Genomic DNA, 16,746 nt, shown 5'->3' on the forward strand with positions numbered 1-16,746 from the left:
ATTTAGTTATTTTGCAAAACCTATGATTCAAAGGATTGCCACCTTTTGCTGCTTACTGTTGACCATACCTCATTTTGCACAGTTAGGTGGTGAATCTACGTACCAATTTTTGAATTTAGTATCCTCACCAAGACAGGCCGCCTTAGGAGGAAAGGTGATTACCAATTTTGACCATGATGTAACGGATGCTTTGTACAATCCAGCATCTATTAATTGGCAGATGAGCAACCAGCTTGCCGTAAATTATTCGAGCTATCTTGGCGGTATCAGTTACGGGACAGCAGCTTATGCCTACACTTGGGATAGGCATGTTCAGACCTTTCATATTGGGGTAACCTATATAAATTATGGCACCTTTGATGGTTATGACGTTAACGGTATAGCTACAGGTACATTTACAGGAAATGAAACAGCCCTTTCAATGGGGTATAATTATAATATACCTTTTACGGATTTTTATGTAGGCGCCAATCTAAAGCTTATAACATCTTTATTGGAACAATACAATTCTTTGGGAGGCGCTGTTGATATTGGCGTTATGTACATCAACGAAAAGTTAGATTTTCATGCAGCTTTGACCATTAGGAATCTAGGAACACAATTTACAACCTATGCCGGTCAAACAGAACCGCTCCCATTTGAAGTGAATTTTGGAATGTCACAAACTCTGGAAAATGTACCTTTGAGATGGCATTTAACCTTAGAGAATTTGCAAAAATGGCCTATAGGTGTTTCTAATCCAGCTCGTGCAACTACAGACTTAGATGGTAATCAAACACAGGAAAAGGTTGGTTTTTTTAATAACGCTTTAAGGCATCTCATTCTTGGGGCTGAATTATTTCCAGATCGCGGATTTAATCTTAGGTTGGGCTATAATTTTAGACGTGCCGAGGAATTGAGAATAGTAGATCAACGAAATTTTTCAGGACTTTCGGTAGGCGTAGGAATAAAACTTAATAAAATGCGATTTAGTTACACGCACGCGAGATATACCAGCGCGTCAAACACCAGTTTTTTTGGTCTTCAAATAGATTTACAATAGTGAAAAAAATTATTATTGCGATAGACGGATTTTCTTCAACGGGGAAAAGTACAATTGCTAGAAAAGTGGCCAAGAAATTGAACTACATTTATGTAGATACCGGGGCAATGTACAGAGCTGTAACCTATTACGCCATAAAACAGGGTTTTATAAAGAATGGCGAATTAAATTCCGAGGGGTTAATCAGTGCCTTAGACAATATTACAATTTCATTTAAAATGAATGAAGTTTCAGGAATTGCTGAAGTGTATTTGAATGGTAAAAATATTGAGTCTAATATTAGAACAATGGAAGTGTCAAATTATGTGAGTCCTGTGGCAACCTTATCCGAAGTTAGAAAAAAGCTTGTTGAGCAGCAGCAACAAATGGGAAAGGATAAGGGAATCGTAATGGATGGAAGGGATATAGGTACCGTTGTGTTTCCGCAAGCCGAACTAAAAATATTTATGACGGCCTCTGTTAAGACAAGAGCCCAAAGACGCTACAAGGAACTTACAGCGCGTGGGCATAATTTGGATTTTGATGCGGTTCTAGGGAATGTCACCACTCGAGACCACATTGATTCAACTAGGGAGGATTCACCATTAATTAAAGCTAAAGATGCTATAGAAATAGACAATTCTGATTTAACTATCGAGGAGCAAGTTCAAACGATTATAACGCTTGCAAATAAAAAGATAACATAAAAAAAGCAACTTGCACTAAGATTGATGGATGCAGTTGCTTTTTTATAATTTTAAGAGTTTAAACTCCTAGAATTAAAGGTTTGGAATAATTAGCTCTTGATTTGGATGTATTAAATCTGGATTTTTAAGAATATCGGTATTAGCCGCAAAAATTTTCTGATATTTCATGGGGTCACCGTAATAATGCTTGGCAATTTTCCCTAAGGTTTCTCCAGATTTTACCGTATGCCGCGCATAAACCGACGTATCTGCCACTTTAATATCAGCCTTTATATCTGCGGGATTTTCACCACCAATCTCTTTAATTTTATCCCATAATAAATTTTTCTCGTATTGCGTGGCCGCTGTGCCCTTTACTTTAAGTACACCATTATCCTCGCTGACATCGCCATTTTGAATATTTAATTTTTCACCTAAGTCTAAAACGCTTTGGTATTTTGCCTTAACCATGATAAATAAGATTTAATAATTAATAGTCATGTAAAGATATTAATTAAAAATATAATTTTTGTTGAATTAGGTGCTTTTAATAGTTTGATAATTAGGACACAACTATAATTTAACGGTCATCTAACTTTTAGTTTGGTATTCAGGATAATAAATACTAATTTTGCAGACCTTTTTGGCGGACATAAGAGAGAAGAAAAGGAAAAAACAAAACAACTAATGGCTTCTGTGCCTTCCGCTAAACTTTCAAAGTGTACAGAATACAAATTTTTATTCAGCACATGTCTGAAAAAGAAACAAAACAAGCTGAAGTTGAAGCAACTGAAGCAAAAACTGTCGAGGCTCCAGTAGTATCAGAGGCTCAAGCAAATCCAGAAAAATTCTTAAAGGAGTTCAATTGGCACAATTACGAGGAAGGAATTGAGCAAGTAGCGGACAAAAAACTTGAAGAATTTGAAAAACTAGTATCCGAGAATTTCGTAGATACCTTAGATGACGAAGTCGTTGAGGGAGAAGTTATTCACATTACGGACAGGGATGCTATAATTGATATCAATGCTAAGTCTGAGGGTGTGATTTCCTTAAACGAGTTTCGTTACAACCCAGACCTAAAGGTTGGTGATAAAGTAGAGGTATTAATTGATGTGCGTGAAGATGCTACAGGGCAATTGGTATTATCTCACAGAAAGGCACGTGTCATCAAGGCTTGGGAACGTGTAAACAATGCACATGACAATGGAGAAATCGTAAACGGTTTCGTAAAATGCAGAACTAAAGGTGGTATGATTGTGGATGTTTTTGGAATAGAAGCATTCTTGCCTGGTTCTCAAATTGATGTAAAACCTATTAGGGATTACGATCAGTATGTCAATAAGACTATGGAATTCAAGGTTGTTAAAATAAACCATGAGTTCAAAAATATAGTAGTTTCCCACAAAGCGCTCATTGAAGCGGATATTGAAGAGCAGAAAAAAGAAATCATCGGTCAATTAGAAAAAGGCCAAGTATTGGAGGGTGTTGTTAAGAACATTACTTCTTACGGTGTCTTTATAGATCTTGGTGGCGTTGATGGTTTAATTCATATTACGGATTTGTCATGGTCTCGCATCAACCATCCAAACGAGATTGTGGATTTAGATCAGAAACTGAATGTTGTTATTCTTGATTTTGATGAAAACAAATCAAGAATCCAATTAGGTCTTAAGCAATTGAGCAAGCATCCGTGGGAAGCCCTCGGTGAAGATGTTAAGGTTGGCGATAAAGTAAAAGGTAAAGTTGTAGTCATAGCGGATTACGGTGCTTTTGTAGAAGTAGTTGATGGTGTTGAGGGATTAGTTCACGTTAGTGAAATGTCTTGGTCAACACACTTACGCTCTGCACAAGATTTTGTAGAGGTGGGTGATGAAATAGAAGCTGTAATTCTAACCTTAGATAGAGAAGAACGTAAAATGTCACTTGGTATTAAGCAATTAACACCAGACCCTTGGACAGATATTACAACTAAGTATCCTGTAGGCTCTAAACACTCAGGAATAGTCCGTAACTTCACCAACTTTGGTGTATTTGTAGAATTAGAGGAAGGTATTGACGGTTTGATTTACATTTCAGATTTATCTTGGACTAAAAAAATCAAGCATCCATCAGAATTTTGTAATGTAGGGGATACCTTAGATGTTGTTGTTCTAGAATTGGACGTTGAAGGACGTAAATTGTCTCTTGGACATAAACAAACGACTGAAAACCCTTGGGATAAGTATGAAACGGAATTCGCGTTAAATACCACTCATAAAGCAAAAATTTCTGAAATTGTAGATAAGGGTGCAACAGTTGCCTTTAATGAAGATATTGTTGCTTTTGTTCCTTCTCGTCATTTAGAGAAAGAGGACGGTTCTAAGCTTAAAAAAGGTGAGGAAGCGGAATTCAAAATCATTGAATTTAACAAGGAATTTAAACGTGTTGTGGCTTCCCATACTGCTGTGTTTAGGGAAGAAGAAGCAAAAATCGTGAAGAAAGCAGCTAAAAAAGCTGAGGCACAAGCTGCTGAAGCCAAGCCTACTTTAGGAGATGCTAACGATGCTTTACAAGCGCTTAAAGACAAAATGGATGGGAAGAAGAAGTAAAACTATCATTTTGCCCATATAAATTAAAGCCTTTCAGAAATGAGAGGCTTTTTTATACCTTTAAAACATGAAGAAATCAGCTTATATTTTGGTTATATGTGCTCTTTCAATTATTGGGTATTATACCTCAGAATCCTTTTTTAGCCAATCCTGTAGCATGCTAAGTATGGATAAGGTCATCTTAAAAGATATAGCGAATAATAACGACTTATATAAGCCGACAGTAATGGCGGTAATATCAGGACTATTGCCATTATGTTTTCTCTTAATTCAAAAAACCGCAGACCTTAAGACGCGCTTTCATAGGGTTGTAAGTGCCCTAATTATAATTTTATCAGGACTTGTATTCTGGAGACTGAGAATTTTTGGTTTAAATTCAGAATTTCAAATACTGTCGGAGTACAATACACTTTACAACCTACCTGCAACCTTAGATAGAAGCTATCTAAAATTTGAAGTTTATCTGTTAATGGGGTTTATCGTTGGTACGCTCATAGCGATATTGATTTTTAGGGATAAGTCAAGGCCGCTCATGTTTTAAGAGCTAGGTATCCTTCAAAATAGTTCTTTTTTTAATTGAACAATTCTTTATAATACTGGTCAGCCATACGATGGCTTGAAAAATCAGATAAAACATCATCAATACCATTAAAAACAATCTTTTGCCATTTTTTTGGATGATTATAATAGGTTGGTATCACTTTGTTTTCTAGAATATCATATAAGTTCGTGGCATCCAATCTATCCTGTTCTGAAACAGGCATGTGATGGTCTAACTCTGGTAAAATGAAACTGTTTTTTCCATCCTTTTTAAATTCAGGAATCCAACCATCATTAACCGAAACATTTATAGAGCCGTTCATAGCGGCTGTCATCCCACTTGTGCCGGAAGCTTCACGAGTTATGCGTGGTGTGTTCAACCAAACATCAGATCCTTGTTTTAGTTTTTTAGATAGGTCTATTTCATAACCTGTTAGTACGGCAAGATTAGCTTGGTAATTTGTAAAATGAACAAGTTTGTTAAATACGTCAATACCAGAATAATCCGTAGGGTATGGTTTGCCCGCCCAAATAATTTGAACAGGATATTTCTCGTTAGAAATCAGTTGATTCAAACGTTCTAAATCATATAGCAAAAGGTCTGCACGTTTGTATTCAGCAAAGCGCCTTGCCCATACAATGGTTAAGACTTTTGGATTGAATAATTTACCTGTTTGATTTAATACTTCCTCAAATAACTCTGTCTTTAAATCTAGCTTTCGTTTTTGAAAAGCGTCATCATTTTTTTTGACCCAAGCACTTTTTAGTTTTTCGTCTTGCCAAAAGGTTGGATTTTGTGCATTGGTGATAGGTATAATTTTACATGTGTTGTCATAGCCACGCCACATGTCTTTTGAAACTTTAGCATGAAGTTTTGAAACCGCATTGGCCTTTTTAGCCATTCTTAACCCTGAAACGGTGTAATTAAGGTTGCCACCATTTACCATTTCATTAGACAGTTCTTCCATAGTTAAGGTTCTTCCAAAGAATCCACATTGGTTTAAAAAATTAGCGTCATGCTCCTCGTTTCCTGCTTTTTCAGGAGTATGGGTTGTGAAAACCATTTGATTTTTTTTTACTCCCTTATCGCGCAAATGATAAAAGGCTGGCAAGGCATGCCCTTCATTAAGATGATAGGTGTCGGCACCACCAAGAGCCTCAACAACTTTGGCTCCTCCAATTCCCAAAACGATACTTTGAGAAATACGCGTGGTTTGATTTCCATCATAAAGGTGATCTGTAATAGTTCTTGAAAGAAAATCATTGCCTTCTACATCCGTACTTAAAAGATAAATTGGTACTGAACCAAATATTTCAGGTTTTAAGACGTAAGCTTTAACTTTTACATTAGGGTTATCGTGAAGCCTTACAGTGACTTCAATGCCAGTATCCTCTAAAAAGTTATAGGTCTTTTCTACAAAATCTGCTCTTAGGGATTTGTCTCTATTACGGGCTTGGTCGTAATAGCCATATTTCCATAGCATGCCTACTCCAATAAGATTTTGTTTTAATTCGTAAGCTGAACGCATATGCGAACCAGCTAAAAACCCTAGTCCTCCCGAATAGATTTTCAGTGCCTGATGAATACCAAATTCCATACTGAAATAGGCTACCCGCTTTTCGTATTTTTTTTCGGGTTTATATGTGTGAAACCAAGTTTTATATTTACTGTCCATGTTAGACTACTTTTGAGTTTATAAAAGTCTAAAATTAATCATTTACCGAGTATAAATTTTGTGATTATTATTAGAAAACTAACTCATTCATATTAATATGACAGTGTTAACATTAAGGTTGATAAACTGATAAATTCCTAAAATTTTACATTAACTTTGCATACTGAACATCGATTGGTCACTTAAATGAGTCAAAAAGTTTTACTCAACTCTAAAGAAGTCAATATCATTTTACACAGATTGGCTTGCCAACTTATTGAAACTCATGACGATTTTTCTGAAACAGTATTAATAGGCTTACAACCACGAGGCAAATTTTTAGCTGACAGGTTGGCTCATATTTTGGTTGCGGAATATAAAATCAAAAATATTCAACTAGGATATTTAGATATAACCTTTTTTAGAGATGACTTTAGAAGAGGAGATAAACCGTTAGAGGCCAATACCACCATAATTGATTTTATCGTAGAAGATAAGAATGTCGTATTCATAGATGATGTTCTCTACACTGGGCGTAGTATTAGATCGGCACTTACGGCTATACAGTCTTTCGGTAGGCCAAAGAATATTGAACTCTTAACTCTTATTGATAGGCGTTTTAGTAGGCATTTGCCAATACAACCAACCTATAAAGGACGACAAGTAGATGCCATAGATAAACAAAAAGTAAAAGTAAATTGGCAGGAAAATGAAGGAGAAGATGTCATTTACTTAATTGATAATTAGTGAGAACAAGATTAAAAATAAGAGCTAAGGTATGAGTGAATTAAGTGTAAATCACTTATTGGGAATAAAATACCTCAACACAAAAGATATTGAACTGATTTTTGAAACTGCAGATCAGTTTAAAGAGGTCATTAATAGACCAATTAAAAAAGTACCATCGCTAAGGGACATTACCATTGCTAATTTATTTTTTGAAAATTCTACCAGAACCAAATTGTCGTTTGAGCTGGCGGAAAAAAGACTCTCTGCGGATGTCATTAATTTCTCTGCTTCGCAATCTTCTGTAAAAAAAGGGGAAACCCTAATTGATACTGTAAACAATATCCTGTCTATGAAAGTAGATATGGTTGTTATGAGGCATCCCAATCCTGGTGCAGGCGTATTTTTGTCTAAACACATTAATGCAAGTATTATTAACGCAGGGGATGGTGCCCATGAGCATCCAACACAAGCTTTGCTGGATTCGTATTCAATTAAGGAAAAACTGGGTACAGTAAAAGGTAAGAATATTGTTATAGTTGGTGATATATTACATAGTAGAGTAGCATTATCAAATATTTATGCCCTTCAACTGCAAGGAGCCAATGTAATGGTTTGTGGACCTAAAACCTTACTTCCAAAATATATTGGTCAATTAGGGGTTAAAGTAGAAACTAATTTGAGAAAGGCATTAGAATGGTGTGATGTCGCCAATATGTTGCGTGTACAGAATGAACGCATGGACATTAATTATTTCCCGTCAACTCGGGAGTATACCCAGCAGTTTGGAGTTAATAAAGAGTTGTTGGATAGCCTTAAAAAAGATATAGTTATTATGCACCCAGGGCCTATTAATCGGGGTGTTGAGATAACTAGTGATGTAGCTGATTCCAAACAAGCAATTATTTTAGAACAAGTGGAAAATGGAGTGGCCATACGCATGGCCGTAATTTATCTTTTGGCTTCAAAAATTAAACAATAAATGATTGTAGATAGAGACGGAAATATTACGATAATTACCCAAGAAAAAGCATCGGTTAAAACGTTGGTCAATAATATTGAGCAGAGTTATAAGAAAATCAAAAATAACCATATCATTGTGAACCTTTCAAGTATTGATAAAATTGGTTTACCGGATATTGTGGAATTCCTAAGACTAAGCAATAAGCACCGAGCTGATAAAAAATCCTTTGTTGTGGTTTCTGATAAGGCAGATTTAGATGAAATGCCTGATGAAATTGTTGTGGTGCCTACCTTGCATGAGGCCTATGACGTCATAGAAATGGAAGATATTGAACGCGATTTAGGGTTTTAATATATGAAATTAACCATCTTAGGATGCCATAGTGCTACACCAAGAACCAATACAAAGCCCACCTCCCAAGTTCTAGAAATTAAAAACCACATGTTTTTGATTGATTGTGGTGAAGGGTCTCAAGTAGAACTTCGGCGCAATAAAATAAAGTTTTCAAGAATCAAGCATATTTTTATTTCTCACCTACATGGCGACCATTATTTTGGGCTGGTAGGGTTAATAAGTACCTTTCATTTATTAAGAAGGGAAACGGAACTTCATATATATGCACCCAAAGGATTGAAGGAAGTGATTACGCTTCAATTAAAACTTTCTAATTCTTGGACAAATTACCCTTTGGTTTTCCATGAGTTATCCTCAGATGAATCAGAATTGATTTTTGAAGACGATAGTGTTAAAGTATATACCATTCCTTTAAAACATCGCATCTATACGAATGGCTTTTTATTTAAGGAAAAAGAAAATGAGCGAAAGCTCAACATCAACGCGGTTTTAGATGCAAATATCAATGTAGCCTACTTTAGAAAACTTAAACAAGGTGCTGACGTAATAAATGAAGATGGTATACTCATTAAAAATGAATTGGTAACCCAAGATCCAGTACCGCCAAAAAGCTATGCATTTTGCAGTGACACCTTGTATAACGAGGCAATAGTGCCTATTATAAAAAATGCTACCGTATTATATCATGAGTCAACGTTTTTAGAAAAAAATGAAAGCTTATGTGTTCCCACTAAACACAGTACAGCAAAACAAGCTGCCTTGATTGCAAAAAAAGCGGAAGTACACACATTGATTTTAGGTCATTTTTCAACGCGCTATATGGGTTACGAAGGATTTAAAAAAGAAGCAGAGACAGTTTTTCATCATGTTCTTCTAGCTGAAGAGGGCAAGACTTTTGAATTTTAAACTATTGTATTGACCTTCTTGGATTTAGAGTGTAATACGTCGAAGATATACTGAGAATAAATGAAGTCATGCATTTATCATGATTTAAGTTCTTTCAGCTGTCGTACCCACTCTATAGCCTCTTCCAGGCTTTTAGCTCTTTTTAGTGGAATAGACGCTATTTGTTTTTCGATATTGGCACTCATCCGTGTTGAATCCCTGTAACTCACTATCGACGCAGCAACTAAAATACTGTCGTCCTTGTCAAAGTAAGACCAAAGTACCGGGTCAATTGAGTAAGAGTGTACACGGTTGGCGATATAAGCCAAGTGCATATGGTGGCCATAGTGATCTCTTAATGAGTTCAAAAGAAAGTTAAGTTTGTCCCAATTAAAGTGTGTACCCTCATTAATCTCCATGATAAAAAAACGATCTAAGAGATAGTATGTGCCAAATTCTAAAACTATCTTTTTATAATGTAATGATTTTGAGACGGGGGATTCTTCGAAATGCATGCAAGTTTTTATCTAAAAGTAGTCTTTTTTTTAAGGAAATAAAAAATTGAAGTATCTTAGTATAACTATGGAAAAAGATTTAAGTGATTACCGTAAAGCATACGAAAAGGGAGAATTATTAAAAGAGAATGTCCCAGAAAATCCATTGGAATTATTTAGAGATTGGTTTATTGAGGTGGATACGCATTACAACGTAGGAGAGACCAACGCGATGACTATTTCAACCATAGGCGTTGACGGTTATCCTAAAAGTAGGGTGGTGCTATTAAAAAAATATACATTTGAAGGATTCGTATTCTACACCAATTACCAGAGTGAAAAAGGTAAAGCCATATCGAGAAATCCCAACGTATGCTTATCTTTTTTTTGGCCCGCTGCCGAACGCCAAATTATAATAAAGGGGAAAGCTGAGAAAATTGCAGAAAATTTAAGTGATGGCTATTTTGAATCTCGCCCAAGGGGAAGTCAATTGGGAGCCATAGTTTCTAACCAAAGCGAGGTTATTCCAAATCGTGAGGTGCTTGAAACACAATTACGGGAACTGGAGGCTAAGTACGAAGGGCGCGAGATTGACCGTCCAAATAATTGGGGAGGGTTTATAGTAAAACCTGTAGAAATGGAGTTCTGGCAAGGTAGGCCCAATAGGTTGCACGACAGAATCAGATTTAAACTTGATGATGAGTTTAATTGGAATATTGATAGGTTAGCCCCATAAGTCCCAAAGAAATTTCTTCGATGAAAAGCGCTTTATTGTGACGAAAGGTAAAAAATCATCATTCTTCTGCGATATAATCGGTGTTCTACATAATAAATCGACGAAATACACGTATTTCATCGAATTTAACATTTTCTTAACTATTTAGTATACCGTTGCGGTTAAATTCGTAGGACCAAATCAAATTACCTACTTATGAAACCTGCTAAACTATTGCCATTTTTGGCTATTGTTGCGCTTTTAATATTGTCGTCATGCTCCACAGATACTTCTGTACGGGATGAGATAAGTGCAATTGAAATTCCAGATGCTCCGGAAGCGAAACTTATAGAAATTGAAATTATGGAGTTGATAAATGCCTATAGGATTAGTCAGGGGCTAAATACATTAAATGAGCACCATACGGTCAAAGCAGTAGCCTTCACACATACCGATTATATGGTAGAGGTTGACCACGTTTCCCATGATAACTTTTTTCAAAGAAAGCAAAGTCTTGAATTAAATGCAGGTGCCAATATTGTAACTGAGAACGTGGCTTATGGATTCAGTTCGGCTTCATCAGTGGTAAATGCTTGGATTAATAGTCCCAGTCATAAAGAGAATATAGAAGGAGACTTTACGGACTTTGATATTTCTGCTGAACAAAATGAAAATGGAGAATGGTATTTCACCAATATCTTTATAAAACGTTAGACCATTAAAAAAATGATTTTAAAAAATAAAAAAAGCAAGTTCCATTGGAACTTGCTTTTTTTGTTTAACTAATTTCAGGGTAAATTAATCTTTAACAATGTAGAAGTAAGATCGTCTATTCAATTGATGTTCTTCTTCTGAGCATTTAACCCCGTTAGCACATTTATTTAATAGTTGGGTTTCACCATACCCTATTGCACTTTCTATTCGATTGGCATCTATTCCTCTCGAAATAATGTAATCACGAGTTGACTCGGCACGTCGGTTAGAAAGTTTCAAGTTGTAGCGGTCACTGCCACGACTATCGGTATGGGATTCTATTTTAATAATCATACTTGGATGTTTCCTTAAGACATCAACAATATTTTCTAACTCATATTGGGCGTCTGTTCTTATATTCCATTTATCAAAATCAAAGAAGATTGGATTAATAACTATTTGATTATCCATAATCAGCGGTACCAGATTTATATCAACTGTATTTACCTTGTTGTTTTCGTTGGTTGTAGCTACCATGACCTGATTGTCTTTATAATCTGGTTTGCTTGCCACAACGATGTAAGTCTTGTTGCAGTCTACGGTAAAAGAGTAGTTGCTCTTATCTTCTGTATTTATTTCCTCAACTACCTTGCCCGTGTCATCTATAAGCTTAACAGTTATACCCGTTAATAAAACCCCGCTATTACTATCTTTAATTACACCAGCAATTTCTTGCTGACATTCTGCGGCGTTGAAACCGTATATATCATCACTACCCTTACCATTTGGCCTATTTGACGAGAAGTATCCACTTTCAGAATCAGAATTCATAAAGAAAGCAAAATCATCATATCCGCTATTATAAGGAGCACCTAAATTTTCAGGTTCAGAATCGTCCCCTTTAAGAATATCGGATCGGAAGATATCCAAAAGGCCTAAGTTTAAATGACCATCGGATGAAAAATAAAGAGTACTGTCTTCTGCTACAAAGGGGAACATTTCCCGACCTTCGGTATTAACCCGTTCACCTAAATTTTGAGGTTCACCATACGTCCCGTCATCATTAATAGTGACCGAATACATATCAGTTTGTCCTATACCGCCTTGACGGTCAGAAACAAAAAAGAGGGTCTTATTATCTACACTTAAGGCTGGATGACCAGTAGAGAATACATCATCATTAAATGGTAATTCTATCACGTTGGTCCAAATACCATCTTCAAGCGTAGCCTTATATATTTTTAAATGTGTGGTCCCTTTTTTATCATATTGAAGTCTATTACGCTTGTTCACGTTGTCCCTAGTGAAATACAAAGTTTTTCCATCATTGGTAATAGCTACGGAAGCTTCATGGAATTGCGTATTGATATTTTCTGATGTTATTTCAGTAATAGTTCCGTAATTAATTGAATCAACATTTTTAGTGATGTCCACCTGATACAGATCTAGGAAGGGCTCCTTGTTCCAGTTATATACTTTTTCATCATCACCTTGAGAAGATGAAAAATACAGTGTATTGCCTACAACAAATGAACCAAAATCAGAATATTCTGAATTTATGGGTAGATTCTCAATAGTTACAACAACATCACTTTTTGAAGTTAACTTGTCATACAGGTCAACCTCATCCGGATTGTACCCCTTAAGCCTGCTATCGCCTTGATGCGCAGCGCGCAGTTCTTTGAACCATTTGTCGGCTTCGTCAAACTTTCCAATACTTCTGAGGGATTGAATATATTTATATAAGTATTCCGCTTCAATTTTATTGTGTTCCTTTAGTGCTTCCCCATACCAGTAAGCAGCTTTATCTGATTTTGAATTATTGTAATAAGAATCACCTAAGCGTGTTAAAACATGAGCACTTCTGTCACCTTTTTCAACAGCTTTTTCATATAGCTCAATAGCTTTAACATAGCCATAATTCTCAAAAAACTTGTCAGCCAACTTAGTTTGTGCATAAGATAACGTACAACTTAGGGCTAGTATAAGGGCTAATAATCTTGTATTCATAGTGCGTTTCATTTTAGAAGTATCTTGGTGATTTAATACGTCGACTTTTAAAGACTTCAAACATTAATAATACTTCATGTGTGCCACTTGTATATGGTCTTATATCTGAGATTGGATATTCATAAGCATAACCAATTCTTAACTGTTTTGATACCTGAAAATCCGCGATACCCCCAATTGCCGCTGCGGATTCATTAAACCTATATCCGCCACCTATCCAAAAGGTCTCGTTAAATAGGAAATTTGCTGAAATATCTAAGGATAATGGAGCTCCATTAGTAGCCTTTAACAATACTGAAGGCTTTAATTTAGTAGTGGCACTTAAGTCAAATACGTAACCACCAGTGATATAATAACTAACACGCTCCAAGGCTACGTAGTCGATGTTACCGCTACCACCATTATTATAATCTGTATTTAAAATTCGGGGAGTAGATAGACCAACATACCATCTTTGGGAATGCCAATATAATCCTGCACCTACGTTAGGACTCCATCGGTTTGAAACGTCATTAAAAAATGGGTCGTTCACAACTGAAGGGTCATTTAAAAGGTCCTGGTCCAAGTTGTAGTGCGTAAAACCTGCCTTAATTCCAAATGCCAACTCCGAATTAATCCCAGTTCGTATGGTGTATGAAAAATCCCCATAGATATATGAAAAATTTTCATAACCTAGTTTATCATTAATAAATGAAAGACCTAAGCCTATTTGTTCGTTCCTCAAGGGAGTATGTACAGACAATGTTTGGGTTTCAGGTCCACCCTCTAAACCTACCCATTGACTTCTGTGAAGTCCAACAGCACTGAACGTTTCTCTACTTCCTGCATAGGCGGGATTGATAGAAATGGTGTTAAACATATATTGCGTAAATTGAGGCAACTGTTGAGAGAATGCAGTTGATAAACTCAAAGTAAGGATAGCAATACTTAATATTTTCGAAATCTTCATCGGTTAAGTTTATTTGTTTGTTGCAACATAGATTGGACCCACAATAGGTTCTAATCCACTATTTCTTAAGTTAATGACGTAATAATAAGTGCCAGTTGGTACTTCACCAGAACTTCCTACAGAAGACCTGTTGGTGAAACCGTTCCAATCATTTTGGTAATTATTCGACTGGTAAATCTTGGCTCCCCAGCGGTTAAATATCTGTAATTCTATTACAAATCCGCAGTCTTCAATACCACTTACCGTAAAGAAATCATTGATATCATCACCGTTAGCCGTTACGGTTTTAGAGACGACAACATCTTCCAAGCCACATGCTAATACCACACAATCATCATCAATTGTAACATTTACTTGAACTTCGTTTGGACATGGTCCATCAGTTATGGCATACATAAAAGTATATACACCTATATCTACGGTAGAAGGGTCAAAGAAACTACCGTTATTAAGAGTAGCAACGCCATTTACAACAGTCCAAGTACCATTCATGTCAAAGTCACCAGTTAATAAGTCAAATAAATCAAATTCTTCATCTAGAATACACCTGTTACTATCAAAGGCGTTAATGACATTGCTTAGTTCTACTGTAATATTTTGTGTAAATACAGATACATTGCCACAATCATCAATTACAGTCCAGGTTCTTGTAATTTCATAATCTTCTAAATCACTAATTTGTGTTGACACTTCATTAAATTCAACACTTATATTATTTGAGCATGAATCTTCAAAAACTAAATTTGGAATCTCTGGAATATCATCACAGGCAATGGTGATATTCTCATCAAATGGTGTAACCAATGTGGGAGAGGTTAAATCTTGAACAGTGATTATTTGACTGTGAGATGATTGATTATTACAAGAATCTATAGTGGTCCAAGTACGTGTAATCAAGTAGTCTCCAACACAGCTACCTTCAGTAATTTCTTCTGCAAATACAACTTCTACCGTGGCATCACAGTTGTCGCTTGCGGTTATGACTGCAGCTTCTGGAACATTGTTGCATTCAACCGTAACATCCGCAGGGAGATCTTCATTAAAAACAGGCGCTGTATTGTCCTCAACGGTGATGGTCTGTACCAGCGTAGTGGTATTGTCGCACCCATCTGTGAGCGTCCATGTCCTTGTGATGACGGATTCGTTTGCACAGGCACCAGCAGCCACGGTATCGGCGAAGGTCGCCTCTAGGCCCGTAGAGCAGTTGTCGGCCTCGTCGGTCACGTCACCGGTTATGCTGAGGTCGTTGACGTCCACGTCGCATTCCACGGTAATGTCCGCAGGAACGGTAAATGTGGGCGCGGTATTGTCCTCAACGGTTATGGTCTGTACCAGCGTAGTGGTATTGTCGCACCCATCTGTGAGCGTCCATGTCCTTGTGATGACGGACTCGTTGGCACAGGCACCAGCAGCCACGGTATCGGCGAAGGTCGCCTCTAGGCCCGTAGAGCAGTTGTCGGCCTCGTCGGTCACGTCACCGGTTATGCTGAGGTCGTTGACGTCCACGTCGCATTCCACGGTAATGTCCGCAGGCACGGTAAAGGTGGGCGCCGTATTGTCCTCGACGGTTATGGTCTGGGATACACTGTGGGTGTTACCGCAATCATCTGTAGCGGTCCATGTTCTTGTTAAAGTATAAGTATTGTTACAAGGGCCGTCCGTTCTAATTTCACCATCGTAAATTATGTCTACATCAGAATCACAGTTATCAGTTGCTATAGGTGTACCCAATTCAGGAATAGCACTGCACTCCACAATGTCATCTGCAGGAACGACTAATACCGGGTCTATCTCATCATTAACGACAATTAGCTGGGTACATTCAGAAAAGTTACCCTGGTTATCGGAAATTCTATAAGTTCTTGAAATTGTTTCAGGGCAACTGTTGCCATCACTTGATTCACTCACCAATTCAAAACTAGATTCATCAATTCCGCTATTATCAGAAGCAGAACCACCACTGTTTACAAATTCATTGTAATTGGCATAAGGTGCAGAGACTGTGTCAATACAGCTAACTGTAATTGTTGGAGGACAATTAATCTCAGGTGCTTCATTTTCAATTACGGTAACGGTAAAAGTACATTCAGATGTATTACCACATGCATCAGTCGCGGTATATGTCACTGTGGTAGTGCCTATATTGTAAGTGCCACTGGCATCTTCAGTATTGGTATAATCGTTAGTATATGTTAGATCACCATTACAATTATCAGAAAGGGTAGGCAAGCTAATGGATACAACTGCACTAGGTTGACCTAAATCAGCAGAAACAGTAATATCAGTTGGACAAGCAATAATAGGCGCTGTATTGTCCTCAACGGTTATGGTCTGTACCAGGGTGGTCGTATTGTCGCACCCATCTGTGAGCGTCCAGGTCCTTGTGATGACGGATTCGTTGGCACAGGCTCCATCGGCCACGGTATCGGCGAAGGTCGCCTCTAGGCCCGTAGAGCAGTTGTCGGC

Annotated in this window: 16 protein-coding genes; 10 read left to right on the forward strand and 6 right to left on the reverse strand. The window is 37.0% G+C overall.

The features are described 5' to 3' along the window. Positions 1–22 precede the first annotated feature (22 nt). The gene (gene porQ / locus CA834_RS14145; protein WP_094969373.1) at positions 23–1,042 is read left to right on the forward strand and encodes a type IX secretion system protein PorQ; all 1,020 of its coding nucleotides are present in this window, start codon (positions 23–25) and stop codon (positions 1,040–1,042) included. Further along, complete coding sequence (cmk, locus tag CA834_RS14150) at positions 1,042–1,728, forward strand: (d)CMP kinase (protein WP_094969374.1); 687 nt, start codon at positions 1,042–1,044, stop codon at positions 1,726–1,728. The genes porQ and cmk overlap by 1 nt, the downstream gene beginning before the upstream one ends. Before the next feature lie 72 nt (positions 1,729–1,800). Here cmk and CA834_RS14155 read toward each other — a convergent pair whose 3' ends face one another. Then, on the reverse strand, positions 1,801–2,178 hold the full coding sequence (locus tag CA834_RS14155; RefSeq protein ID WP_206186883.1) for a LysM peptidoglycan-binding domain-containing protein: 378 nt from the start codon (positions 2,176–2,178) through the stop codon (positions 1,801–1,803). 278 nt (positions 2,179–2,456) lie between these two features. On the opposite strand from CA834_RS14155, the gene rpsA reads away from it, so the two are divergent. Together rpsA and CA834_RS14165 are read left to right on the forward strand one after the other, a co-directional pair. After that, the gene (gene rpsA, locus CA834_RS14160) at positions 2,457–4,295 is read left to right on the forward strand and encodes a 30S ribosomal protein S1 (RefSeq protein ID WP_094969376.1); all 1,839 of its coding nucleotides are present in this window, start codon (positions 2,457–2,459) and stop codon (positions 4,293–4,295) included. Positions 4,296–4,362: 67 nt separating this feature from the next. Continuing rightward, positions 4,363–4,836 (forward strand): hypothetical protein, encoded by a 474-nt coding sequence (locus CA834_RS14165; protein WP_133085510.1) that lies wholly within the window; start codon positions 4,363–4,365, stop codon positions 4,834–4,836. A gap of 31 nt (positions 4,837–4,867) precedes the next feature. Here the strand turns inward: CA834_RS14165 and glgP are convergent, their stop codons facing one another. Next, positions 4,868–6,511 carry an alpha-glucan family phosphorylase gene (glgP, locus tag CA834_RS14170; protein ID WP_094969378.1) on the reverse strand — a complete coding sequence of 548 codons (1,644 nt, stop codon included), beginning with the start codon at positions 6,509–6,511 and terminating at the stop codon, positions 4,868–4,870. A 186-nt stretch (positions 6,512–6,697) separates the two neighbouring features. Here glgP and pyrR point away from each other — a divergent pair, with 186 nt between their 5' ends. The 4 genes from pyrR to CA834_RS14190 are packed head-to-tail and all read left to right on the forward strand — an operon-like array spanning position 6,698 to position 9,440. Continuing rightward, positions 6,698–7,237 (forward strand): bifunctional pyr operon transcriptional regulator/uracil phosphoribosyltransferase PyrR, encoded by a 540-nt coding sequence (pyrR, locus tag CA834_RS14175; RefSeq protein WP_094969379.1) that lies wholly within the window; start codon positions 6,698–6,700, stop codon positions 7,235–7,237. Between the two features lie 31 nt (positions 7,238–7,268). Further along, positions 7,269–8,198: an aspartate carbamoyltransferase catalytic subunit gene (locus tag CA834_RS14180; protein ID WP_094969380.1), complete on the forward strand. Its 930-nt coding sequence runs from the start codon at positions 7,269–7,271 to the stop codon at positions 8,196–8,198. Next, positions 8,199–8,531 carry a ribonuclease Z gene (locus CA834_RS14185; RefSeq protein ID WP_094969381.1) on the forward strand — a complete coding sequence of 111 codons (333 nt, stop codon included), beginning with the start codon at positions 8,199–8,201 and terminating at the stop codon, positions 8,529–8,531. It begins immediately after the preceding gene. Between the two features lie 3 nt (positions 8,532–8,534). Further along, positions 8,535–9,440, forward strand: coding sequence for a ribonuclease Z (locus tag CA834_RS14190; RefSeq protein ID WP_094969382.1), 906 nt, complete (start codon positions 8,535–8,537; stop codon positions 9,438–9,440). Positions 9,441–9,517: 77 nt separating this feature from the next. Here the strand turns inward: CA834_RS14190 and CA834_RS14195 are convergent, their stop codons facing one another. After that, the gene (locus tag CA834_RS14195; protein ID WP_094969383.1) at positions 9,518–9,934 is read right to left on the reverse strand and encodes a hypothetical protein; all 417 of its coding nucleotides are present in this window, start codon (positions 9,932–9,934) and stop codon (positions 9,518–9,520) included. 67 nt (positions 9,935–10,001) lie between these two features. On the opposite strand from CA834_RS14195, the gene pdxH reads away from it, so the two are divergent. Together pdxH and CA834_RS14205 are read left to right on the forward strand one after the other, a co-directional pair. Continuing rightward, the gene (pdxH, locus tag CA834_RS14200) at positions 10,002–10,649 is read left to right on the forward strand and encodes a pyridoxamine 5'-phosphate oxidase (RefSeq protein WP_094969384.1); all 648 of its coding nucleotides are present in this window, start codon (positions 10,002–10,004) and stop codon (positions 10,647–10,649) included. 195 nt (positions 10,650–10,844) lie between these two features. Continuing rightward, a complete protein-coding gene (locus tag CA834_RS14205) occupies positions 10,845–11,342 on the forward strand; it encodes a CAP domain-containing protein (protein ID WP_094969385.1) in 498 nt (165 codons plus the stop codon). 84 nt (positions 11,343–11,426) lie between these two features. On the opposite strand, the gene CA834_RS14210 is transcribed toward CA834_RS14205, so the two are convergent. From CA834_RS14210 to CA834_RS14220, 3 genes are all read right to left on the reverse strand, one after another. Continuing rightward, complete coding sequence (locus CA834_RS14210; RefSeq protein WP_094969391.1) at positions 11,427–13,331, reverse strand: OmpA family protein; 1,905 nt, start codon at positions 13,329–13,331, stop codon at positions 11,427–11,429. Between the two features lie 13 nt (positions 13,332–13,344). Then, positions 13,345–14,280, reverse strand: coding sequence for a PorP/SprF family type IX secretion system membrane protein (locus CA834_RS14215; RefSeq protein ID WP_094969386.1), 936 nt, complete (start codon positions 14,278–14,280; stop codon positions 13,345–13,347). Positions 14,281–14,289: 9 nt separating this feature from the next. After that, on the reverse strand, positions 14,290–16,746 hold a 2,457-nt coding region (locus tag CA834_RS14220; RefSeq protein ID WP_133085511.1), incomplete at its 5' end, for an HYR-like domain-containing protein.

The sequence above is a fragment of the Winogradskyella aurantia genome, from assembly GCF_002266855.1.
Lineage (GTDB): Bacteria > Bacteroidota > Bacteroidia > Flavobacteriales > Flavobacteriaceae > Winogradskyella > Winogradskyella aurantia.